Origin of the sequence: Pseudomonas sp. UBA5706 (assembly GCF_002419965.1) — a bacterium.
Classification (GTDB): Bacteria; Pseudomonadota; Gammaproteobacteria; order Pseudomonadales; family Pseudomonadaceae; genus Aquipseudomonas.
The window spans coordinates 1-22,446 of record NZ_DIHC01000058.1; the positions used below are offsets into that span (position 1 = coordinate 1).

18 protein-coding genes are annotated in these 22,446 nt (G+C 60.8%); 5 read left to right on the top strand and 13 right to left on the bottom strand.

Features of this window, described 5'->3' with window-relative positions; translation table 11 throughout:
- Positions 1-276: 276 nt before the first annotated feature.
- The 3 genes from B3I26_RS26530 to gcl form a co-directional block, all read right to left on the bottom strand.
- Positions 277-1,179 carry a 2-hydroxy-3-oxopropionate reductase gene (locus tag B3I26_RS26530; RefSeq protein ID WP_296262299.1) on the bottom strand — a complete coding sequence of 301 codons (903 nt, stop codon included), beginning with the start codon at positions 1,177-1,179 and terminating at the stop codon, positions 277-279.
- Between the two features lie 136 nt (positions 1,180-1,315).
- A complete protein-coding gene (hyi, locus tag B3I26_RS26535; protein ID WP_296262300.1) occupies positions 1,316-2,098 on the bottom strand; it encodes a hydroxypyruvate isomerase in 783 nt (260 codons plus the stop codon).
- Between the two features lie 36 nt (positions 2,099-2,134).
- Positions 2,135-3,910 (bottom strand): glyoxylate carboligase, encoded by a 1,776-nt coding sequence (gcl, locus tag B3I26_RS26540; protein WP_296262302.1) that lies wholly within the window; start codon positions 3,908-3,910, stop codon positions 2,135-2,137.
- A gap of 108 nt (positions 3,911-4,018) precedes the next feature.
- On the opposite strand from gcl, the gene B3I26_RS26545 reads away from it, so the two are divergent.
- Positions 4,019-4,930 carry a LysR family transcriptional regulator gene (locus B3I26_RS26545; RefSeq protein ID WP_296262304.1) on the top strand — a complete coding sequence of 304 codons (912 nt, stop codon included), beginning with the start codon at positions 4,019-4,021 and terminating at the stop codon, positions 4,928-4,930.
- Positions 4,931-5,072: 142 nt separating this feature from the next.
- Positions 5,073-6,155, top strand: a complete 1,083-nt coding sequence (locus B3I26_RS26550; protein ID WP_296262305.1) for a hypothetical protein — start codon at positions 5,073-5,075, stop codon at positions 6,153-6,155.
- Between the two features lie 67 nt (positions 6,156-6,222).
- Here the strand turns inward: B3I26_RS26550 and B3I26_RS26555 are convergent, their stop codons facing one another.
- On the bottom strand, positions 6,223-6,990 hold the full coding sequence (locus B3I26_RS26555) for a 2-keto-4-pentenoate hydratase (protein WP_296262306.1): 768 nt from the start codon (positions 6,988-6,990) through the stop codon (positions 6,223-6,225).
- Positions 6,991-7,315: 325 nt separating this feature from the next.
- Between B3I26_RS26555 and B3I26_RS26560 the strand changes: the two genes are divergently transcribed.
- Both B3I26_RS26560 and B3I26_RS26565 read left to right on the top strand, forming a co-directional pair.
- Complete coding sequence (locus B3I26_RS26560) at positions 7,316-8,530, top strand: MFS transporter (RefSeq protein ID WP_296262307.1); 1,215 nt, start codon at positions 7,316-7,318, stop codon at positions 8,528-8,530.
- Between the two features lie 128 nt (positions 8,531-8,658).
- Positions 8,659-9,972 carry a sensor histidine kinase gene (locus B3I26_RS26565; protein WP_296262308.1) on the top strand — a complete coding sequence of 438 codons (1,314 nt, stop codon included), beginning with the start codon at positions 8,659-8,661 and terminating at the stop codon, positions 9,970-9,972.
- Here B3I26_RS26565 and B3I26_RS26570 read toward each other — a convergent pair.
- A complete protein-coding gene (locus tag B3I26_RS26570; RefSeq protein ID WP_296262310.1) occupies positions 9,908-10,609 on the bottom strand; it encodes a histidine phosphatase family protein in 702 nt (233 codons plus the stop codon). The two genes, B3I26_RS26565 and B3I26_RS26570, sit on opposite strands and share 65 nt — an antisense overlap.
- Positions 10,610-11,059: 450 nt before the next feature.
- On the opposite strand from B3I26_RS26570, the gene B3I26_RS26575 reads away from it, so the two are divergent.
- Positions 11,060-12,685 carry an ArnT family glycosyltransferase gene (locus B3I26_RS26575; RefSeq protein ID WP_409522093.1) on the top strand — a complete coding sequence of 542 codons (1,626 nt, stop codon included), beginning with the start codon at positions 11,060-11,062 and terminating at the stop codon, positions 12,683-12,685.
- Positions 12,686-12,833: 148 nt separating this feature from the next.
- On the opposite strand, the gene B3I26_RS26580 is transcribed toward B3I26_RS26575, so the two are convergent.
- Genes B3I26_RS26580 through arnB form a run of 8 tightly spaced genes read right to left on the bottom strand, consistent with a single transcriptional unit; the run spans position 12,834 to position 21,682 of the window.
- Complete coding sequence (locus B3I26_RS26580; RefSeq protein ID WP_296262312.1) at positions 12,834-14,228, bottom strand: UDP-glucose dehydrogenase family protein; 1,395 nt, start codon at positions 14,226-14,228, stop codon at positions 12,834-12,836.
- On the bottom strand, positions 14,225-14,659 hold the full coding sequence (gene arnF / locus B3I26_RS26585; protein WP_296262313.1) for a 4-amino-4-deoxy-L-arabinose-phosphoundecaprenol flippase subunit ArnF: 435 nt from the start codon (positions 14,657-14,659) through the stop codon (positions 14,225-14,227). The genes B3I26_RS26580 and arnF overlap by 4 nt, the downstream gene beginning before the upstream one ends.
- Positions 14,656-15,000 (bottom strand): 4-amino-4-deoxy-L-arabinose-phosphoundecaprenol flippase subunit ArnE, encoded by a 345-nt coding sequence (arnE, locus tag B3I26_RS26590; protein WP_296262314.1) that lies wholly within the window; start codon positions 14,998-15,000, stop codon positions 14,656-14,658. Before arnE ends, arnF begins: the two co-directional genes overlap by 4 nt.
- Positions 14,997-16,643 carry a lipid IV(A) 4-amino-4-deoxy-L-arabinosyltransferase gene (gene arnT, locus B3I26_RS26595; protein WP_296262315.1) on the bottom strand — a complete coding sequence of 549 codons (1,647 nt, stop codon included), beginning with the start codon at positions 16,641-16,643 and terminating at the stop codon, positions 14,997-14,999. The genes arnE and arnT overlap by 4 nt, the downstream gene beginning before the upstream one ends.
- Positions 16,640-17,524 carry a 4-deoxy-4-formamido-L-arabinose-phosphoundecaprenol deformylase gene (arnD, locus tag B3I26_RS26600; RefSeq protein WP_296262342.1) on the bottom strand — a complete coding sequence of 295 codons (885 nt, stop codon included), beginning with the start codon at positions 17,522-17,524 and terminating at the stop codon, positions 16,640-16,642. Before arnD ends, arnT begins: the two co-directional genes overlap by 4 nt.
- Entirely contained in the window at positions 17,524-19,515 is a 1,992-nt protein-coding gene (gene arnA, locus B3I26_RS26605) for a bifunctional UDP-4-amino-4-deoxy-L-arabinose formyltransferase/UDP-glucuronic acid oxidase ArnA (RefSeq protein WP_296262316.1), read from the bottom strand. Before arnA ends, arnD begins: the two co-directional genes overlap by 1 nt.
- The gene (arnC, locus tag B3I26_RS26610; RefSeq protein ID WP_296262317.1) at positions 19,512-20,537 is read right to left on the bottom strand and encodes an undecaprenyl-phosphate 4-deoxy-4-formamido-L-arabinose transferase; all 1,026 of its coding nucleotides are present in this window, start codon (positions 20,535-20,537) and stop codon (positions 19,512-19,514) included. The genes arnA and arnC overlap by 4 nt, the downstream gene beginning before the upstream one ends.
- Entirely contained in the window at positions 20,537-21,682 is a 1,146-nt protein-coding gene (arnB, locus tag B3I26_RS26615; RefSeq protein ID WP_296262318.1) for a UDP-4-amino-4-deoxy-L-arabinose aminotransferase, read from the bottom strand. Before arnB ends, arnC begins: the two co-directional genes overlap by 1 nt.
- Between the last annotated feature and the right edge of the window lie 764 nt (positions 21,683-22,446).

A 22,446-nucleotide genomic window follows, 5' to 3' on the forward strand; every position in this document is an offset into this window, starting at 1 on the left:
ACGCTCCGCGTGGGAATGCATCCTCTGACGCTCCGCGTCACGCGCATGTCGCGTACACGCCGGCGTTGGTGCAGGCCGGGTTGCGACAGGGCCGCCGCTGAGGGTGTACGCAGGTTACTGATCGTTCCCACGCTCCGCGTGGGAACGCATCCTCTGACGCTCCGCGTCACGCGCATGTTGCGTGCACGCAGTCTCCTGTAGCAGTTGGCTCGCTGGCGGTGGTGCAGGCCGGGTTGCGACAGGGCTGCCGCTGAGGGTGTACGCAGGTTTCCTGCGTCACTCGGGTTGGTGGTCGCCCCGGATCGAGAAGTGGGCCATGTGCTCCAGGCCTTTGATCAGCGCTGAGTGATCCCAGCTGCTGCCGCCGAGTGCCGCGCAGGTGCTGAAGACCTGTTGGGCGTTGGCGGTGTTGGGCAGGTTGAGGCTTAGTTCACGTGCGCCTTCCAGCGCCAGGTTGAGGTCTTTCTGGTGCAACGCGATTCGAAAGCCGGGGTTGAATGTGCCTTTGATCATGCGCTCGCCGTGGACTTCGAGGATTTTCGAGGAAGCGAATCCGCCCATTAGTGCGTCACGCACCTTGGCCGGGTCCGCACCGTTTTTCGAGGCGAACAGCAGGGCTTCTGCCACCGCCTGGATGTTCAGCGCGACGATGATCTGGTTGGCCACCTTGGCGGTCTGGCCGTCGCCGTTGCCGCCGACCAGGGTGATGTTCTTGCCCATGGTCTGCAACAGCGGCAGGGCGCGATCGAAGGTGCCTTGGTTGCCGCCAACCATGATGCTCAGGGTCGCGGCCTTGGCGCCGACTTCACCGCCGGAGACCGGGGCGTCGAGGTACTGCGCGCCGGTGGCGTTGATCTTCTGGGCGAAAGCCTTGGTGGCCGACGGCGAAATCGAGCTCATGTCGATCACCACCTTGCCCGCGCCAGCCCCTTCACTCAGGCCGTTATCACCGAACAGCACCTCGTCGACCTGCGGGGTGTCCGGCAGCATGACGATGATGAACTCGGCTTCCTGCGCGACTTCACGTGGAGTGCTTAATACCGTTGCGCCGCCCTCGACCAGCGATGCCGGTGGCGTCGAGAAGTGCCTGGAGAGGCACAACCGGTGACCCGCTTTCTGCAGGTTTTCTGCCATAGGCAGGCCCATGATGCCGGTGCCGATGAATCCGATAGTCGCCATGAGAATTTCCTTTTTGTTTAGGTAAGGCGGCGCGCAAAGCCTGGCCCTGCGCGCTGTCCTTGTAGCAGTGAGGCCGGCGGGCGGTGGTGGTTAGTATCGCGGTCGCCGGCACACCGTGCTGATACAGGGGCTGTGTTCAGATCAGGTTGTGAGCCTTGAGCCATCCAAGCCCGGCTTCGGTCGTGGTCATTGGTTTGTACTCGCAACCGATCCAACCCCGATAACCAAGCTTGTCCAGATGCGCGAACAGGAAGCCGTAGTTGATTTCCCCGGTCCCCGGCTCATGCCGCCCGGGGTTGTCTGCCAGTTGTACGTGACGGATCACCGGCAGGTTGTGTTCAAGGGTCCGGGCCAGGTCGCCTTCCATGATTTGCATGTGATAGATGTCGTACTGCAACGACAGGTTGCGGCTGCCGACCTTGTCCCGGATTGCCAGGGCCTGGGCCGTGGTGTTCAGGTAGAAACCTGGAATATCCAGGGTGTTGATCATCTCCATGACCAGATCGATACCCTGGGCCTGCAGCTTGTCAGCGGCGTATTTGAGGTTGTCGACGAAGGTTTTTTCGATCAGCGCGTCATCGAAACCTTCAGGTTTGATCCCGGCCAGGCAATTGATCTGGGTGTTGCCCAGCACCTTGGCATAGGCGATGGCGAGGTCGACCCCGGCGTAAAACTCCTCGACGCGGTCCGGGTGACAGGCGATCCCGCGCTCGCCCTTGGTCCAGTCGCCAGCGGGCAGGTTGAACAGCACCTGAGTGAGCCCGTTGCGTTCCAGCTCGGCCTTGAGTTGCGCCGAGCTGAAATCGTACGGAAACAGGTACTCGACGCCGCTGAACCCGGCGTTGGCGGCGGCTTCGAAACGTTGCAGGAAGTCGAGTTCGGTGAACAGCATGGACAGGTTGGCGCAAAGACGTGGCATGGCGTGCTCCTTTCTTTGGTTGTTCGTTGACGCCGGTCAGTCCAGCAGGCTGATGGCGGTAGGGGCGTCGGCGCGGCTTTCGGCCAGCGATTCGAATTCATTGATCGCATTGATCTCGGTGCCCATGGCGATGTTGGTGACGCGCTCGAGGATGACCTCGACCACCACCGGGACGCTGTACTGCTGCATCAGGCGGGTAGCCTCCGCAAGTGCGGCCTGGATGTGCGCCGGGTCGTTGACCCTGATCGCCTTGCAGCCCAGCCCCTCGGCGACCGCGATATGGTCCACGCCGTAGCCTTCCAGTTCGGGTGCGTTGATGTTGTCGAACGCCAGTTGCACGCAGTAATCGATATCGAAGTTGCGTTGTGCCTGACGGATCAATCCCAGGTACGAATTGTTCACCACCACATGAATGTACGGCAGCTTGAACTGCGCGCCCACGGCCAGTTCTTCGATCATGAACTGGAAGTCATAGTCGCCGGAAAGCGCTACCACCTTGCGGCCCGGGTCGGCCTTGACCACGCCCAGTGCGGCGGGAATGGTCCAGCCCAGCGGGCCTGCCTGACCGCAGTTGATCCAGTGCCGCGGTTTGTAGACGTGGAGGAACTGCGCGCCCGCGATCTGCGACAGGCCAATGGTGCTGACGTAGCAGGTGTCCTTGCCAAAGTACTGGTTCATTTCCTCATAAACACGCTGCGGCTTGACCGGTATGTCGTCGTAATGAGTCTTGCGCTGCAGCGTGCGCTTGCGTTCCTGGCAGCTGGCCAGCCACTGGCTTCTGTCCTTCAGTCGGCCTGCGGTGTGCCACTCGCGCGCTACTTCAAGGAACATCGACAACGCAGCACCGGCGTCGGAAACGATGCCCAGGTCCGGCGTCAATACCCGACCGATCTGCGTCGGTTCAATGTCGACATGGATGAATGTGCGGCCCTCGCTGTAGACCGAAACGGTGCCGGTGTGACGATTGGCCCAGCGGTTGCCGATGCCCAGCACCAGGTCCGATTCGAGCAGGGTGGCGTTGCCATAACGATGGGAGGTCTGCAGACCGACCATGCCGGCCATTTGCGGGTGATCATCGGCAATGCTGCCCCAGCCCATGAGCGTCGGAATCACCGGAATACCGGTCAGCTCGGCGAACTCCACCAGCGCCTCGGAGGCGTCGGCATTGATGATGCCGCCGCCGGCCACTATCAAAGGCCGCTCGCAAGCGTTGAGCATCGCCATGGCTTTTTCGATCTGTTTGCGGCTGGCTTGGGGTTTGATCACCGGCAGCGGTTCGTAAGCGTCGATGTCGAACTCGATCTCGGCCATCTGCACGTCGAACGGCAGGTCGATCAACACCGGACCGGGACGGCCACTGCGCATCAGTTGAAAGGCTTTCTGAAACACGTAGGGCACCTGGCCCGGCTCCATGACGGTGGTGGCCCATTTGGCGACCGGCGCGGCGATACTGGCGATATCGACCGCCTGGAAATCTTCCTTGTGCATACGGGCACGGGGGGCTTGCCCGGTGATGCACAGGATCGGGATCGAATCAGCCGAGGCGGAGTACAGGCCGGTGATCATGTCGGTGCCGGCAGGCCCGGAGGTGCCGATGCACACGCCGATGTTGCCGGCGATGGCCCGCGTATAACCTTCGGCCATGTGCGAAGCGCCTTCGACGTGGCGCGCCAGCACGTGATCGATGCCACCGAGTTTCTTGAAGGCGGCATAGAGCGGGTTGATGGCTGCGCCGGGAATGCCGAAAGCGGTATCGACTCCTTCGCGACACATCACCAGGACGGCGGCTTCGATGGCTCTCATGACGGGCATTTGTTAGTCTCCTGAACTCGATAGTTTTTGTATGCACCTAGCCTGGTTTGAATTGAAGTTTTTGTGAATGGCTGGTTTTGGCAGTTCTGTCGGTATCAGGAGTATCGAATGGATCGTTATACGGAAGTTCGCAGCTACGCGCTGGTTGCCACCTACGGCAGCTTCGCCGCGGCTGCGCTGGTGGAGGGCGTCACCCCGGTGATCATGGGCCGGCGCCTGAGCGCACTGGAGCAGCGGCTGGGGGTCAAGCTGATTCACCGCTCGACTCGCGGCCTGACCCTGACCGATGCAGGTGAGTCGTACCTGGACAACGCCCGGCGGGTCCTGCAATCGTTCGAGGAGCTTGACGCCAGCATCAGCGAAAATGAAAGCAGCGTGCGCGGGCATCTGGTGGTGTCGGCGCCAGCCGGCTTTGGCCGCCAACATGTGGCGCCCCATGCACCGGAATTCCAGGCGCGTTTTCCCGATTTGCAGCTCTCGTTCAACCTGACGGACAACGTCGTGGATCTGGTCCGCGAGGGCTATGACATGAGCATTCGCATCGGTGAAGTCCTCGACCCCAACTACGTGGCCATCAGGCTCTACGCCAACAAGCGCGTGGTGTGCGGTTCGCCTCGGTATTTCGCCGAGCACGGCCTGCCGCAAACGCTCGAAGAGCTGGCCGAGCACAATTGCCTGTCCTTCAACCTGCAGGGTGGCCAGCATCGCGGCTGGACCTTTCAGCGCGACGGTAAGCCGGTGGCAATCAAGGTCGCGGGTAACCTGTATTGCAACGACGGCGAGTTGCTCTACGACTGGGCCAAACGTGGCCTGGGGCTGTGCTGGCGCTCGACATGGGAAATCCAGAAAGAGATCGAAAGCGGCGCACTGGTGACGGTGCTCGATGACTTCGCGCTGCCCAGCTATGACATTCAGGGCGTGTACCCGCAGCAGCATTATCTGCCCGCCAAGGTGCGCTTTTTCATCGCTTTTCTGAAGGAGGTGTACAACCGGCCAGGCTATTGGACTCAAGGGGTGTAGCGAAAGGTACTGCCAGGGAACCGAAAGCCTGTGGCGCACCACTCAGGCGGTATTCAATCCGTCCGCGAGGTGTCACATGTCGATGAAAATACTCGGGCCTTCCCAACAGGGGCTTGGTCTGGACAAAAACGATTTGGGTCACATGGACGCGTTCAAAAGCGGCGCAGGTGGCAAGCAGAGCACTGGGCAGAATGGCGGGCAAATCAGCTTCGGCTCCGCTTCAGGGACAGGCATGCACAATGCCCAGGTCAACTTTGGCGGGCCGTCCTCGCAACTGAACGACAGCCGCGTCAATGCAGCGCAACCAACCGCCGCTGGCAATGACAGCCAGTTAAGCACTCAGGTCAAGGACCTGGTACAGCAGATCCTCCAGCTCATCGCCCAGATGATGCAGAAAAACCAGAACGGCAGCAGTGATCAAACCGCGAACAACGACAGCCAGCCAATGAGTGCGTCCAATCCGGCGGCGAACGCCGCTCAGCAGCCGGCAACGTCTCAGGCCGGCGATCCCGCTGGCCAGGCATCGGCCACGCCGGACGCGGCGGCGACCGAGCAGCCCGCCGCAACGCCGTTGACGGGCAGTGCGCAAACACCTCAGACCAGTACCCCTGAAACGACCTCGGCGGCGAGTTCGACTTCTGCGGCCGACACGGCCACCTCCGTGGGCGACGCGCAAACAGCAGGCAGTGGTCCGCGTTCTTTCAATATCACCAATACCCAGGACCATCCGATCAAAATCGGGCAGTTCGACCAGCACGACAAGCTCACTGCAGAACTGACCCTGCAGCCGGGGCAAAAGGGAACGATGAAGTTCGAGAACGACACCACGGGGCTGCTCAAGCAAGCGGATGCCGATGGCACTTATAAGCCAGATGCCAGCCGTCTGGAGTTCTACAACGGCTTCATCAACACCAGCGATATCGACGGACGTAATGCAGCCATTCATGCCACCGATGGCAAAGGCTTCGAGATCGGAGACACCAAGAGCATCGCAGACAAGGCCTCCAACGACATCGTTTCAGTCGACAGCGCAGGGGACAAGACAGTGGCCGGGTTTTACGACGGGTCGACGGACAAGATGAACAAAGGCGGGGATTTCCTCACCCAGCAGTTGGGTACCGACATGACCTACATGCACCCCAACGACGACACCTTGGGCCAAGGCAAAAATCCGATGCGTCATACCGACTCGATGTCACTGGACGTGACGTTCGGCAAGGCTTAATCAGGCAGGGCGCGGGGCATTCGATCAGCCAGCTGATCTAAAATGCCCACACGCGCCTTAGTGGCAATCAAATAAGCTCGACCGAAATCGAGGGCAACCCGCGAATTTCTCCCAACGCCAGCCCCGGCCCTTTGGTCTGATACATGCCGGTGTAAGAGCCTGTGGTGATCACCAGGTCTGGCGTAACGCTCTGGCCGTTTTGGGTGTGATGGTTGACCACCCAAGGCAGCAAGCGACGCGGATCGCCTGCCGGGTTGGCGCCGTCACCCGGAACGATGTCCTGGTCGTTGTAGGTGAAAGTCAGCGCAGGCTCGAGGAACGGGAAGCTGGCGTCGTATGGCACGAACTCGCCGACGATCAAGGCACCATGATTGAGCAGATCGCCCAGCGCCAATAGCGGTTCGATCTTCGGCCAGGCAGCAAATCGGCTGGACACCACTTCAATGCTCGCGCCCATGGAGCCGATGCTGCTCAGCACCTCTTGATCGGAGTAAGGCTGCTCACGGGGGGCGAATTCACGGTTAAGGCGAAAGGCGATTTCCAGCTCCAGGATCGGCTGTGGGTAGTCAATGATTTCCACTTGGCTGCCACTGGCGAACAGGCCGTCTTCTGGCAGCAAAGCGCCATTGATCGGACCGCCGCTGGTGGTTTTCGAGCCGACCTTCCAACCGCCGACGGTGGTGTCGCGCAGACGCAGGATTTCCCGTTGCAGCGCGTAGGCGCTTGCCGCATCGGCAGGTACATATTCAGGACGGATGTCGCCGAGTTTCTGACCCTCGTGCATGGCGTCGACAATCAGTTGGGCAATGTTCGCTGGGTGAGTGGGTGGATTCACGCGGGACTTCCTTCAGGCTATTGAATGGAAAGCGCTCCGCAAGCGATACGGGTGTCAGGCTGCGGAGCCAGCGCGCCTACTGTAGCGCCATTTGTTCCGAATGACAGGGCGAATACGCGGTAGAGCCTCTTGATCAAGCCCGGACTCGATACGTCGTTCCGGCCCACGGTGTCGCACGCCACGTCACGTCGTTGAGTCAGCCCGGATAAAGCCAGGCCGCCAGGGGCATATTCTTTTGAGGAATTCAGCTTATAAAAAACATGAATTTTATTTATGGTGCTTCACCCTCTAACGTGTGCGCACAAGCCCCTGAATCGGAACCCTGATGGACGTCTTGCCTGACCCCGCCCTCGTGGAGGAACACTGGAAACGCAATCTCATGGTCTGCGTGTTCGGTGCGTTCACCACTATCGTCGCCATGACCTTGCTGCTGCCTTTCTTGCCGCTGTACGTCGAACACTTGGGCGTTACCGATCAAGCCGCCATCGTGCAATGGTCGGGCGTGGCATTCGGTGCGACCTTTTTGTCGGCGGCGGTGACCGCGCCCTTGTGGGGGCGGCTCGGCGACCGTTACGGGCGCAAGCTTATGTTGATTCGCGCCAGCCTGGGCATGGCGATCGCGATGTCGCTAATCGGCCTTGCCGAAAACATCTATCAACTGGTGGGCCTGCGCCTGCTGGCCGGGTTGCTGGGTGGTTATGCATCCGGGGCGACGATTTTGGTCGCCACCCAGACGCCCAAGGCGCGCTCCGGTTGGGCGCTGGGCATGTTGTCCTCGGGCATCATGGCCGGCAACCTGACGGGGCCGTTGATTGGCGGACTGTTGCCGCCGCTGATCGGCATCCGCACGACCTTTTTCCTGGCCGGCGGGGTGATCTTCCTGACCTTTCTCGCCACGCTGTTTCTGATGAAGGAAGCACCGCGTCCCAAGCGCGCTGCGGGCCAGCCCAGGCCCGTGGCGATGCGGCCGTGGGCGTTGATCCCGGACAAGAAACCGGTGATCACCATGTTCGTGGTGGCTTGCCTGGTGATGTTCTCGATCATGTCCATCGAGCCGATCATCACGGTCTACCTGACCCAGTTGCATGCGCCCAACGTGACGATGATGGCTGGCCTGGTCATGTCGGCCACCGCGTTGGCCAGCGTGTTGTCGGCGTCGCGGATCGGCACGCTGGCCGATCGCATTGGCCATTGGAAAGTCGTGGTGGGCTGCCTCACCGGCGCGGCGGTGCTGTTGATTCCTCAAGCCTTCGTCACCGAGGGCTGGCAGTTGGTGGTGCTGCGGTTTCTGATGGGCATCGCATTGGGTGGACTGCTGCCGTGTATCGCGGCGATCATCCGCCATTCGGTGCCGGACAGCGTGGCCGGGCGCATGCTTGGCTATTCCACTTCCAGCCAATACGTCGGCCAGGTGCTGGGCCCGTTGACCGGAGGCTACCTGGGCGGGCATTTCGGCATGCCCATCGTGTTCGTCGTCACCTGCGTGCTGATGGCCGCCTGCGCCTTGGCGATGCTGGTGATGCGGCCCATGAACGCCTGACGCAGTGAGCTGCGTCAGCATTTATCGCAACGCGATGGCCGCTTTGACAAAACCACGACATGACATGCGGATAATGGGCCCGGGCAGCGCAACGCCCTTGGCCTGAGTATCGGTACGCACGGAATCTGATGGATATCAAACACAGCCTCAAGCAACGCATCGTGATCGTTTTCGCTCTGATGAGCACAGTGGTGGCCGGCGTGTTTGCGGTGGGTATCATTGCCACTGTACATATCGTCGAGACGCGGCTGACCATTATCAGTCTGAGCGGCAACCTGCATCGTCAGCTCACGCAGGATCGCATCGAGGACTGGCGCCATCGTCCGGAGAAGGACGAGCTGTTTTACGCCGATGATGGTATCGACGATGTGGCGATGGCCGCTGACCTGAAGGACTTGAAACCGGGTTTCCAGAAGTTCTTTCGTGGCAAAAACGCCTATTACGCGATGGTCGAAACCGTTGGCGGTCGTCGCTATGTGTTGCTGCGCGATCAACGCGAGTTCAAAAAGCGCGAACGCATTCTACTGGGCGTCGTGCTGGTTGGTTTCATCCTGAGCGTACTGCTGGCCATCTTGCTGGGACGGTTGCTGGCGTCGCGAGTCATGGCGCCGGTCTCGCGCCTGGCAGGTCAGGTGCGCCATCGCGATCAATTGCTGGAGCTGGCGCCGGTTCTGGCCGGCGACTATGCCCGCGACGAAGTGGGTGCGCTGGCGCGCTCCTTCGACGAGACGCTGGGACGCCTGCGCGCTGCGCTGGGCCGGGAAAAGCTCTTCACCAGCGACGTTAGCCATGAGCTGCGTACCCCGCTGATGGTGCTCGCGACGTCCTGCGAACTGTTGCTGGAGTACCCTCGACTGGACGATCGATCGCGCACGCAGGTGCAGCGGATCAGCAAGGCGACGGCGGGGATGAACCAATTGGTCGAAACGTTTCTGTTGCTGGCGCGTACCGAAGGCAAGAATGCGCCCTCGGGTCAGCGCAGCAGCCTTTCCCAGATTGCCGAGGAGTTGGTTGAGGTCTGGCGTCCGGCGATCGAGGACAAAGGCCTGGCGTTCGTGGTCGAACCCTGCGCCGACGCGAACGGCCTGTACAACACGGCCTTGTTGCGCTCGGTCATGGGTAACCTGTTGCGCAATGCCTGGCATTACACTGACCAGGGTTTCATCCGCCTGACGCTGAGCCCCCACAGCTTTAGTGTCGAAGACACCGGTATCGGCATACCACTGGAAAAGCAGCAAGCGATGTTCCAGCCCTTCGTGCGCGGCGACGAACAACGTGGAGAAGGTTTGGGGCTGGGCCTGTCACTGGTGCAGCGCATCTGTGGCAACCAGCACTGGAGCGTAATATTGAGCAACCGCGAGCCGTCGGGTTGCCGCTTTACCGTGGACCTTGAGGCGTCGGGCGCTGGGCAACGACCGTCCGCCAATCCCGTGCGTCGATAAAGCCCAGCACCTTGGCCGTGTGATCGTGCGGATCGACCGAAAGGATCAGCGAAGCTGCGTAATCGAGCGACATCGGCGTCGGCACATGGAGAGATTTTTCCAGATCGGAAATGCATTCGCTGTGTGTCACCAGAATCAGGTTGTGGCCGTCCAGCTTGTGCTTGAGTACATCGTCGAGCATCGATTTGCTGCAGTTGTCCAGCCACTCCTGACCTTCGGTGGTGTGATTGAACGCGTAGGTCGATGTCTGCTCGGTCCGACGCAACGGGCTGTTGTAGATCGTGGCCTGATCCAGCCCCAATGCCTGGAACGTGCGCCCAAGCTTTTGCGCCACGTGTCGACCTCTTGCCGTTATGCCGTCAGGCTGGGACAGACAAGGGTTGGTTGAGTGGTCGCAACGCTCGGCATGACGCATAAGTACTACCAGTTCGCCTTTTTCCCAAAGCGGGTAAAAATTGGCCTTGCGCAGATGATGTCCTTCGGACAAGTCGGTCAGCGCGACGGGGCGCAGTGCAAACGCTGCGGTACTCGCGATCACTATCATTGCAACTACTAACAGCAGGACACGGTAGAACTTTGCCGATACGCGATAGCGCCCGGTCAAACCGTCCAGAGCAGCGTGCAGGTGAGGGTTCATGGTGAGCTCGGCTGTCGATTTAATTCACTTTAGAGCGGTTGTGCGACAACCGGCCGTCCGTAAACACCCGCAGAGTTGCAAGCGGCATTAGTTGGCTGAGCGAACAGTAAGCGCGACAGAGTCAATGAGGAGTGAAGCGTTTGTGAAAAAGGTATTCAAAATGCTGAGCCGGCCGTAAAGCCGACGCTGAACAGGGGGCGCGGTTAACGATAAGACATCAGTCGTCGGTAAATGGAGCAGTTAACTGTGCCATTGCGCAGCACAGTCATTTGACCTCAGTGTTTTAACTACCTGATAGCGACGTGCCGTAGGCGCTGACACGCATTCTTCATTTTCAGAATCGGGCGTTTTAATGGATCATCGACGCTTGTGATCGATTTGCAAAAACACAGGGAATGGGTGACCGCGTCTATTCTTCCGTTAGTTAGTGAATGACAGCAGGAGTCTGTATTGACATCCACCGCTTCCGAATTTCTATCGGGCGTTACCCCCGCGCGGGCCAGACGCCAGGCCTGGGTCGCTGGCGGGCTGGCCTTCATTCTTTTCATCGCCGCCAGCTGGCACTTGAGTATTATCGGCTTCGATTCACGCTTCGTGCTGTTTGCTCAGGAAATGCTGCGCCACGGTCCAAGCTTTTTCCCGACCACCTATGGCGAGCCATACCCTGATTACTCTGCGTTCTCGACCTGGTTGATTTACCTGTGCTCCTTGCCATTGGGCCAGGTGAGCAGTTTCAGTGCCTGGCTGCCCACTTGCGTGTCGTCGGCGGTGATGGTCGGGCTCATGTATCGCCTGCTCGCACCGTATTCCCGGCGCTGGGCGTGGCTGAGCATTGCCTTGTTGCTGTTGAGCAACACCTTCATCAGTGAAACACGCGCTGTGTCGCTGGATCAGATGCTGGCCACAGTATCCTTTGCGACGTTCTACCTGGTTTATGCGGCGGACCATTTCGGTTCGAACCGGCGTCTGGCGGCGATAGGGGGGCTGCTGGTACTGGGCTTTGCGATCCGCGGGCCCATTGGGCTGGTGGTGCCGACCGGCATCGTCTGCAGCTATTACCTGCTTAATGGACAGTGGCGCCGCCTGTGGACGTTTGCCTTCACGGCATGTGTACTGCTGCTCCTGTGTTTTTCGACGTTGCTGCTCCTGGCGCGAATCAGCGGCGGCGAGGCGCTGCTCGCAGAGGTCATCCGCATGCAAGTCACTTCACGCATGGACGGCACTGAAGGCAGCAGCCCGCTGCTCTGGTATTTCAGCAGCTCGCTCGGCAACTACGCGCTGGCGTATCCGTTGGCGCTGCTGGTGATGGCGACGACCGCGATCGCGGCAAGAGGCCAGCGCAGTCAGGCACTGCAGTTGATGTATCTCTGTGCGTTCGCGGCGCTGACCGTGATGGTCGGCCTGTCGATTCCCCAGGCAAAAAAGGCTCGCTACATTTTGCCCATGCTGCCGATGGCGGCGATCATCGCGGCGTATCCGTTTCAGGTGCGTGCCGGACGGTGCTTCGGGTGGCTGCGCGGCCTGATCCTGACGCTGTGCTGCTTTATTCCCGGCGCTCTGCTGGCAGGGCTGCTGGCGGTGCGTCCGCGATTTCCGGAAGCATTGGGCGACATCGGGCCGATTATCGCCGCGCTGGGGATATTGCAACTGATCGCCTTGCCCCTGCTGATGCGTCCGCGCCTGCGGTTGTATGGGCTTGCTGCCTGTGCAGTGCTGTCGGTCTGGATCAGCTACATCGGCGTCTTCGAGAAAACCGAGCGCACTCTATACGACACGCGGCAGTTCACCGAGGCAGTGCGCAGCCTGACCGAAACCGACTCCGCGCCGCTGGTCCTGCACGGCATGGGCAAAGATGCCAAGGCGATCAAGTTCATGGTCAATGTCGACCAGGATCTGCAGCCGGTATTTACCCAGACGCCCGAGCAATTGCTGGCGTTGCGGGGGCCGGCGAATGTGGTGATGAGCAACAGCGATTTTCAGACCCTACAGGGCTCGCGGCTGGGTCGATTACCGGTGCTGCTGACCGGTCGTTTCGACAAGGAGGACTACATCCTGTTGAGCGTGCCGGCGCCTTGAGTGACGCCACCGCCGGCAAGCAGGACTGCTGCAGAAGGAATGTGGGGGCGGGGAAGATCGGTCACGCCGCGCCTTCCAGCGGCACGGCAGTGGGCGGTGGCGACTGCGGGCGCACAGCCACCTGGATGGTTAGCGACCGCGTTGGCGCTCAACCCGTGTGATGGCTGGACAGCAACTCGTACGGCGCCCATTGCTGCTGCGGTATCGGCAGATTGCACGAATCGCCACGGCCGATGGGGAAGTATTGAAAGCCACGGCTGGCCAAACGCTCGGTGTCGTACAGGTTGCGACCGTCGAAGATTACCGGCGCTTTGAGACGCTGCTCGATCAGATCGAAATCCGGTGCCTTGAACTGCTGCCACTCGGTGCAGATGATTAATGCATCGGCGCCCAGCAGTACCGATTCCGGCGTGCCCATCAGGATCAGGTTCTGCTGCTCGGCGTACAGCCGCTGGGTTTGCTGCATGGCTTCAGGATCGAATGCGCGCACTGTCGCACCGGCAGCCCACAGCGCCTCCATCAGAACCCGGCTTGGCGCGTCGCGCATGTCGTCCGTGTTGGGCTTGAACGCCAGTCCCCACAGCGCGAAGGTCTTGCCGCGCAACTCGCCCTTATAGAACGCATTGACCCGGTCGAAGAGTTTGTGTTTCTGCCGCTCGTTGATGTCTTCGACCACATTCAGCAGGTCGTTGGAGCAACCGGCTTCGCGTGCGCTGTGGATCAACGCACGGATGTCCTTGCCGAAGCACGAGCCGCCATAGCCGCAACCGGGGTAGATGAAGTCGTACCCGATACGTGAATCCGCGCCAATGCCCAGGCGCACCGATTCCACATCCGCACCCAGGTGCTCGGCCAGTTCGGCGATCTGATTGATGAAGCTGATCTTGGTCGCCAGCATGCAGTTGGCGGCGTATTTGGTCAGCTCGGCGCTGCGCAGATCCATGAACATGATGCGGTCGTGGTTGCGGTTGAACGGGGCGTACAGCTCGCGCATCACCGAAAATACGTCCGGGTTGCCGCAGCCGATGACGATGCGGTCGGGGCGGCGGCAGTCCTTGACCGCCGAGCCTTCCTTGAGAAATTCCGGGTTGGAGACGATGTCGAATTTCAGCAGCCGCGCCGCCTGCCGCAGGTGATGTTCGATGTGGCTGCGCAAGGCATCGCCGCTGCCCACAGGTACCGTGGATTTCTCGACGATGATCACCGGCTCAAGGCGGTGACGGGCAATCGATTCGCCTACCGCGAAGAAGCCACTCAGGTCCGCCGAACCGTCCGCACGCGACGGCGTGCCCACGGCGATGAACAGCACCTCACCATGCTCGACGGTGCGTTTTTCATCGGTGGTGAAGTGCAGTCGCCCGGCCTCCAGGTTCTCTCGAACCAGGCTTTCAAGCCCCGGCTCGTAAATCGTCACATGGCCTTTGCGCAATTGCTCGACCTTGGCTGGATCAATGTCCATGCACACGACCTCGTGGCCCACCTCAGCCAGGACGGTGGCCTGCACCAGGCCCACATAACCGCTACCGAATACGCTGATTTTCATCGGGGAAACTCCTTGCCGCTGTTGTCGCTGTCGCAGCTACGCCGGAAATTGATCGTGACTACGCCGAGCACGATCAGGGTCACGCCCACCGTTCGGAGAACGGTGAGTGTCTCGTTGAAAAACGGAAGAAAGGCTGCCAGCACATACACCAGGCCATAGCTGACGCTGAGCAACGAATAGGCCCGGCTCAGGGGCAGATTGCGCAAGGCACCGAGCCAGCAGAGCATGGAAAGCCCGTAGGCACCGATGGCGCTCAGCACCACGCCAAGCGCGAGGCTATCGATGGGGCCGTCGCGAACGGCGGCCGACCATTGCTCAGGCTGCGGCAGTCGCAACATGCTCCAGCGCATGCCCAGTTGTGCGGCGCTGACCAGCATCACGCTGCCCATGGCCAGCGCCATGCCACGGCGTTTGAGGCCAGGCGCGTTCATGTCTGTTGCCCCAGCAGCACCACGCCGAGCAGAATCATTGCCAGGCCCAGCCAGTGACGACGGTCCACCGATTCGTTGAACAGGTAACGCCCGCTCAGGGTGATCAATACGAAGTTCAGCGCCAGCATGGGGTAGGCAACGCCGACCTCCAGACGCTGCAAAACCAGCAGCCAGAGCAGCATGCCGCCACCCAGGCAGCCCAGCGCCAGCCACAACCAACCGCTGGTCAACAGGCCGGCAATGCCCTGAAGGCTGCGTTGCCAGTACTCAACAGCCAACTTCTGTGCGATCTGGCCCAGGCAAGTGAGCAGGCAGGCGCTGAACAACAGGGCAAAGGTCATGGCCGCGTCCTGTCGAAGATCAGGATCAGCAGATTGCCTTCCCGGTACTGCTTAGCGTCGCTAGGCAGCAGGCTGAGTTCATATTGCTCATCCTTGCCATCGCCACGCATCACCACGCCGACCGACCCTTGACGCCGGGCTTCAGCCATCCAGCCCTTGACCTGATGCCAGTCCACTTCACGGGGGGTGGGTTGCGGATAGCCGAGACCGTATTCCAGCTCGTTGCGAGTGTCGTAGAACACCACGTCATTGCGTTTGAGCCGCCAGGACAGCGCAGCAGCCAAGCCCAGGTCATTGCTGAGCAAATGAGTGGTGGCGCCCAACTCATCCTGATGGCGGACGATAAATGGATCGGGGGTCTTGCTGAACACCACGCTGTTCGGCAAGGCCATGGGCAGCAGCGCAATGCTGAACCAGGCACCCAGCGCAGGCAGCGCCCAAAAACGCAGCGGCCGGATGCCTTGCAGCGCGTTGGCCAATCCCCAGCCCAGCAGTACGATGAGCGCCAGGGCCAGTTGCTGCGGCTGCTGCGCGTACACTGACTTGTGCACCTGCATGTACACCAACGTAGCCAGCGCCGCGGCAGCGAACACAGTATTGAACCCCGCGTTCCAGCGCAGCGCCTTGACCTGACCCGCCTGCAAACGGTCCGCCAGCGCGTTGCCCATCAGCAGCGCCAAGGGCACAAGGCACGGCAGGATGTAAGTCGGCAGCTTGCCGTTGCTCAGGCTCAGAAACGCCAATGGTATGAGCAGCCACATCAGCAGAAATGCGTTTTCGCGCAGGCGTCGCTGTTGCCAGGCTTGTTTGAAGGTCGCTGGCAACAGCAGTGTCCATGGCATGCACGCTGCGACCAGCAACGGCAGATAAAACCACCAGGCTTGATCGTGCTGCGCGTTGCTGCCGGCGAAACGACGGACATGTTCGTGCCAGAAGAAAAACCGCCAGAAATCCGGTTCGCGCAGGTGCACGGTCAGCACCCACGGCAGGCTGACCAGCGCGGCAACGATGATCGCGATCGGGCCAAACCTCAGCAGTTCGCGCAAACGCCGCTGCCAGATCATATAGGGCAGGGCAACGATTACCGGAAGGGCCAGCGCGAGGAAACCCTTGGTCATAAAGCCCAGGGCGCAGGCAACGCCCAGCAGCACCCAGTACAGCAGCCGCTGTGTGCCGACCCGGTGAACAGCGAGCCAGAACGCCGTCAGTGACAGGCTGACCCAGAAGTTAAATTGCGGGTCGAGGTTGGCATAGCCGGCCTGACCGGCGATGAACATGAAACTCATGAACAGCAACGCGCTGATAAACCGTTTGCGCGGCTGGTTCCAGAGTGTGCCTGCAAGCAGATAGACCAGCGCCGCCGTCAGCCCGGTACACAGCGCCGAGACGAAACGCACGCCAAACAGGTTCTCGCCGAATACCGCCTGGGCCACGGCGATCAGCCAATAGCCGGCTGCCGGTTTCTCGAAGTAGCGCAGGCCCATGAAATGCGGCGCGGCCCAGTCGCCGCTGTGGAGCATTTCCTGGCTGATTTGCGCGTAACGGGTTTCGTCGGGAATCCACAAGCCGTGAAACCCCAATGGCAGCAAATAGGCGAGGAAAAACGCCGCCAGCAATAAGCCGATCTGCTGGTGCCGGTTCATGGCTGCTGCACGCCAAGCCAGCCTTGGCGACCGTGCAATGCACCGCGTACCAGATGCCCGGTGGGCACGGTCTGGACGCGTTCGGGCAGCAGATATCCCAGCGGCTGGAACTGCACGCCACGGGTGCGTGCCTGGCGCAGCAAATGCCTGAACGGGTCCGCCATGACGATGCCTTCCACTTCGGCATGCACGGTGTAAACGTTCAACGCCCCAGGCTTGAACTGGCGTAACAGGTATTCGTTGAAGGCCTTGGCATCCAGTTGTGGGCCCACCACCTCATCAAAGGTCGGCAGGTCCACCGGGATCTGCGGTGTGCCGGGTTGGCCGTTGCTGAGCAGCGGGCGAAACAGACTGTGGCCGCGGCAATCGCTGTTGTAGCGAAAGCCGAACGCCTGCTTGGCCTGCACGACCTGCTCGTCGGAACGCCAGCCCGCGGCGGCCGAGCAGGTCACCGGGTTGCCGAGAATGTCCCCCAGGCAATCGACACCCCGGGCAATCTGCGCGTGCAGCTGCGCGGGTGTCCAGCGCCCGGCATTGGCCTGCCAGCCATGGTGGTCCCACGCGTGCAGACCGACTTCATGGCCGGCCTGCTGCGCGCGACGCATCAACGCGCCAAGGTCCCGACCGATCGGCCTGCCGGGCCACGCGGTGCCCGCCAGCAGGATGTCCCAGCCATACAGGCTGGCAGCCTTGGAGCGCAGCATTTTCCACAGGAATTGCGGCCGTGCCAGACGCCATAGATGGCGCCCCATGTTGTCCGGGCCGACACTGAAGAAAAACGTTGCCTTAACCTGGGCTTCCTCCAGCATATCCAGCAGCCGCGGCACACCGTCACGCGTGCCGCGATAGGTGTCCACGTCAATGCGCAGGCCGGCGGCGATCAACGTGCGCTCGCCTTTTCGGCCATGGCTTCGCGCAGGAAAAAATCGAGCGTCTTGGCGATGGTTTCGCTCAGCGCGATGGACGGCTGCCAGTCGATCAGGCGACGTGCGTTGTCGATGCTGGGCTTGCGGTGGCTGACGTCCTGATAACCCTTGCCGTAGAACGACTGGCTTTCTACTTCACGGAAACCGGCGAAGGGGGGGAAGTTGTCGCGCAGCGGGTGGGCCTCGAACTGGCGCAGGAGCTCTTCGCCCAACTGGCGAATACTCGCTTCGTTGTCCGGGTTGCCGATGTTGATGATCTGGCCGTTGCAGCGTTCGTCGCGGTTTTCAATGATCCGCGCCAGCGCTTCGATGCCATCTGCCACGTCGGTGAAGCAGCGTTTTTGCGCGCCGCCGTCGACCAAGCGGATGGGCGTGCCTTCCACCAGGTGCAGAATCAACTGAGTGATGGCTCGCGAACTGCCAATGCGCGCCGAATCCAGACGGTCCAGACGTGGCCCCATCCAGTTGAACGGGCGAAACAGGGTGAATTGCAAACCTTTCTGGCCGTAGGCCCAGATCACCCGGTCCAGCAACTGCTTGGACACCGAGTAGATCCAGCGCTGCTTGTTGATCGGGCCGACGATCAGGTTTGAGGTGTCTTCATCGAAGCTGGGGTCCTGGCACATGCCATAGACTTCCGAGGTCGAGGGGAAAATCACGCGTTTGTTGTACTTGACGCAGTAGCGGACGATCTTCAGGTTTTCCTCGAAGTCCAGCTCGAACACCCGCAGCGGGTTGCGCGTGTATTCGATGGGCGTGGCGATGGCTACCAGCGGCAGCACCACGTCGCATTTTTTGATGTGGTATTCGATCCACTCGGTGTGGATGCTGATGTCGCCTTCGATGAAGTTGAAATTGGGATGGCTGCGCAGTCGCTCGATGGCATCCGAGCCGATGTCCATGCCGAAAATCTCGTAGCGCTCATCCTGCAGCAGGCGCTCGGACAGATGATTGCCAATGAAGCCGTTGACGCCCAGGATCAGTACCCGGGTGCGCCGCAGCGCACGGCGCTTGTCACTGCCTAGCAGGCGCGCGCCGGGCACCAGGCCGAACTCGCGGGCCAGCTGCGGGCCGCTCAGGTACAGTCCGTCGTCGCCACGCTGACCGGCGGTGATCAGCAGCGAGTCTTCGCCGCAGGCGACGCGCAACGGTTCGCAACTGATGACCGTTCCGGGTGCTTGGCCGCCGTTGCCCGCCTGGACCCTGGCACCCCAGACGATCAGCTTGTGTTCGCCCACCGCACAAAACGCCCCGGGGTAGGGCTGGGTCACGGCACGTACCAGGTTGTACAGGCCGCAGGCCGGTCGCTGCCAGTCGATCAAGCCGTCGGCGGCGCTTCGGCGGCCGAAATAGCTGGCTTTGGATTCGTCCTGTTCCACGCCGGGCAATTGCCCCGTGGCCAGCAACGGCAGGGCATCGGCGAGCAGATCGGCAGCGCTGTTGCGCAGCTTGGCGTGCAGGGTCAACGCACTGTCGGCGGCGCTGATGGCGACCCGCTGCTGCGCGAAGATGGCACCTGCGTCGGCGCGTTTGACCATGCGATGCAGGGTCACTCCGGTTTCGCTTTCGCCGTTGACCAGCACCCAGTTGGCCGGAGCGCGGCCCCGGTAGCGCGGCAGCAGCGATCCATGCAGGTTGAAGCCGCCGTTTTTCGCGCAGGCCAATAGCTGTTCGCTGAGCAGATGGCGGTAATAGAAGGAGAAAATGAAGTCTGGCGCCAGCTTGCCGATGCGCTCGATCCACAGCGGGTGATTGACATCCTCGGGAGCGTGCACCGGGATGTCGTGTTGCGCACACAGCTGCGCTACGGAACCAAAGAATGTCTTCTCCTTGGGGTCGTCGGCATGGGTGAACACCGCCGAGATCGTGTAGCCGGCATTGAGCAGGGCTTCGATCCCGACGCAACCGATATCGTGATAGGCAAAAACAACGGCTTTAAGGCTCATGGGGCGACCTTGCTGTGAAATGGAGAGCTGCAAACGGGAGCAGGAGAATTGGCGCAGTCGGTCGCAGCGGACGGGTTGCTGCGCGCGACTTTTTCGATGAAGTAGCGGGGGCGGGCGCGCACGTCGCTGTACATGCGGCCCAGGTACTCACCCAACAGGCCCATGCCGATGAACTGCCCGCCGGTGAACACGAACAGCACGGCGAATAGCACGAACGTGCCGTGGCCAGCCCAGGCCGCGCCAAACATCAAGCGCAGTACGATGAGCACCATGGCAAACAGCATGCCCATGGCTGCCATGCTGAATCCGAGGATGCTCAGCAGCCGCAAGGGTGTGGTAGTCATGCAGGTGATCAGGTCGAACATCAGATTGATCAGCTTCATGGCGCTGTATTTGGATTCGCCATGCTCGCGTTCGGCATGGGTGACCACCACTTCGGTGGTGTGACGGGCGAAGCTGTTGGCCAGAATCGGGATGAACGTGCTGCGCTCGCTGCATGCGAGCATGGCCTCAACGATGCTGCGCCGGTAAGCGCGCAGCATGCAGCCGTAGTCGGTCATGGCGACACCGGTAGAGCGCTGCACGGCCAGGTTGATCAGTTTCGACGGCCAACGACGCAGGGCTGAATCCTGCCGGTGGCCACGCACCGTGCCGACCACGTCGTAGCCCTGTTCGGCGAGCTGGACCAGGCGTGGAATTTCTTCGGGCGGGTTCTGCAGGTCGGCATCGAGAGTGATTACCAGGTCGCCCTGGCACTGGCCGAAACCGGCCATGATCGCTGCGTGCTGACCGTAGTTGCGGTTCAGGATCACCGCGACGACCGGGCTGCCTGGCCGCTGGCTCGCATCCAGCAGGATCTCGGCGGAATTGTCGCGACTGCCATCGTCCACCAGGATGATTTCCGCCGGTACGCTCAGTTGCGCGCAAGCTGCCTCGGTGCGGCGCAGCAATTCCGGCAGGCTCTGCTCTTCGTTATAGACCGGTATGACGATCGACACGCGGTGGATGGGATACGGTTTCATCAGCGGGCTTCCACAATCGATTCAATAGCGCTGACCACACGCTCGACATCGGCGAAGGTCATGTCCGGAAACAGCGGGATGGAGCACAGGCGAGACGAATTCCATTCGGTGTCGGGCAGGCGCACGCCGGGGAAGCGGTGGCGGTAGTAGCTGTGCAAGTGAGTGGCGATGAAGTGAATGCCGGTGCCTATGTTCTGCGCCTGCATGGCCTTCATGAACGTGTCGCGGTCCACACCGCAGCGCTGGGGGTCGATCCGTAGGATGAACAGGTGCCAGGCGTGTTGCTGAACATGGTGCGGTTGCGCCAGCGGCAGCACCGGACTGCCGGCCAGGCGCTTCAGGTACCGGTTGGCCAGTTCGGTACGACGGGCGTTGATTGCCTCCAGCCGTTCCAGCTGCACCAGGGCAATGGCGGCATTAAGGTCGGCCAGGTTGTACTTCAAGCCCGGCTCGATGACTTCAGCCTGCGGTTTGCGCCCGTGGGTCAGGCGGTCGTAGGCGTCGACGCCCAGGCCATGGAATTTCAGGCGGCGCACCCGGTCGGCCAGCGCTGCATCATCGCTGACGAACATGGCGCCCTCGGCGCAGCTCATGTTCTTGATGGCGTGAAAGGAGAAGATCGCCGTACCTTTGGCGCCGATAGCTCGCCCCTTGTAATACGTACCTGCGGCGTGGGCGGCGTCCTCTATCACCGCGATGCCGTGGCGTTCGGCCAGGGCATGCAGCGGATCGAGGTCGAAGGCGGCACCGGCGTAATGCACCGGGATAATGGCCTTGGTGCGTGGAGTGATTGCTTGCTCGATACGCGCCGCATCGGTCATCAGGGTGTCGCGGTCGACATCAACGAACACCGGGGTTGCGCCGAGCAGGCAGATCATATTGGCAGTGGACACCCAGGTCTGCGAAGGGGTGATGACCTCATCACCGGGACCGATGCCCAGGGCAAGCAGCGTGATGTGCATAGCGCCGGTGGCCGATGACAACGCGACGGCCTGCTGTGCGCCGCAACGTTCGGCGAACCGTTGTTCGAGCCGTTGGCATTCGGGGCCGGTGGTGATCCACCCGGAGCGCAGTACGCGGGTCGCCGCAGCGACTTCCTCGTCGCCCATGCTTGGGCGGGAAAACGGCAGAAAGTCCTGACTCATGTACATCCTCCGGCCACTCATCGGGTTTCAGAAGCGCGTAAGTAGGCGCATGCCTCACCAAAAATAGTGTGCGTGTTATTGAATTAAATCTGTCACGTTGGTTGTACTACGGGAATCGGTTGTTTCGCGTAGCTGGACTTCTTTATTACTCAGTCGTTGTCCGGTCGAAAGACTGGCATGCTCCGGCAGTAGTGGTGTTAGAACAATAGACGCTTGATGATGAAATCTGCGTTTATAAGGTGTTGTTTTTTCATGGAGGCACGGTATGCCGGACAGTTGATGTTTGTTTATGCGATCAGCAATGGAAAAGGCATATAGCCGCACTATGCTGATGCGCCGCTTTTTTTGAACCCGTATTTTGGGCCTTAGCCTGCAGCAGCAACGTCTTCAAGGTGTTCGCGGTGCCTGTCTCATATTGTTACGTATGCAGCGAGAGCGTACGCCGACGAAGCTGAACGAATACTGAAAATCGGCAGAGTTGTAGGCCCGCATTTCGTCGGTATCAAACGTTTACCACATGAATATCTACGCAATTAAACGTCAAGCAGGTGCGGTGTTGGGTGGCTGGGTGCTTTTAAGTTAGGGGGTGGGGTAGTTGATGGCGGTGGATCGCTGTTGTGACTATTTTGTCAGCGGTTTGTTGGCGAGATTTGAGAAGTATAGGCGTGAAGGCGTATATGCCTTATTAGTGGGGGGCGCCGGGTCACCTTTCTGCTGCCCGGCGCAATTAGAGGATTTGAAGTTAACGCGATCTTTGTAGGCGC

Bases quoted from the DNA above. Each gene is read 5' to 3' on its own strand.
- B3I26_RS26530 (WP_296262299.1), bottom strand. From the start codon at position 1,179: ATGGCGACTATCGGATTCATCGGCACCGGCATCATGGGCCTGCCTATG.
- hyi (WP_296262300.1), bottom strand. From the start codon at position 2,098: ATGCCACGTCTTTGCGCCAACCTGTCCATGCTGTTCACCGAACTCGAC.
- gcl (WP_296262302.1), bottom strand. From the start codon at position 3,910: ATGCCCGTCATGAGAGCCATCGAAGCCGCCGTCCTGGTGATGTGTCGC.
- B3I26_RS26545 (WP_296262304.1), top strand. From the start codon at position 4,019: ATGGATCGTTATACGGAAGTTCGCAGCTACGCGCTGGTTGCCACCTAC.
- B3I26_RS26550 (WP_296262305.1), top strand. From the start codon at position 5,073: ATGGACGCGTTCAAAAGCGGCGCAGGTGGCAAGCAGAGCACTGGGCAG.
- B3I26_RS26560 (WP_296262307.1), top strand. From the start codon at position 7,316: ATGGACGTCTTGCCTGACCCCGCCCTCGTGGAGGAACACTGGAAACGC.
- B3I26_RS26565 (WP_296262308.1), top strand. From the start codon at position 8,659: ATGGATATCAAACACAGCCTCAAGCAACGCATCGTGATCGTTTTCGCT.
- B3I26_RS26570 (WP_296262310.1), bottom strand. From the start codon at position 10,609: ATGAACCCTCACCTGCACGCTGCTCTGGACGGTTTGACCGGGCGCTAT.
- B3I26_RS26580 (WP_296262312.1), bottom strand. From the start codon at position 14,228: ATGAAAATCAGCGTATTCGGTAGCGGTTATGTGGGCCTGGTGCAGGCC.
- arnF (WP_296262313.1), bottom strand. From the start codon at position 14,659: ATGAACGCGCCTGGCCTCAAACGCCGTGGCATGGCGCTGGCCATGGGC.
- arnE (WP_296262314.1), bottom strand. From the start codon at position 15,000: ATGACCTTTGCCCTGTTGTTCAGCGCCTGCCTGCTCACTTGCCTGGGC.
- arnT (WP_296262315.1), bottom strand. From the start codon at position 16,643: ATGAACCGGCACCAGCAGATCGGCTTATTGCTGGCGGCGTTTTTCCTC.
- arnA (WP_296262316.1), bottom strand. From the start codon at position 19,515: ATGAGCCTTAAAGCCGTTGTTTTTGCCTATCACGATATCGGTTGCGTC.
- arnC (WP_296262317.1), bottom strand. From the start codon at position 20,537: ATGAAACCGTATCCCATCCACCGCGTGTCGATCGTCATACCGGTCTAT.
- arnB (WP_296262318.1), bottom strand. From the start codon at position 21,682: ATGAGTCAGGACTTTCTGCCGTTTTCCCGCCCAAGCATGGGCGACGAG.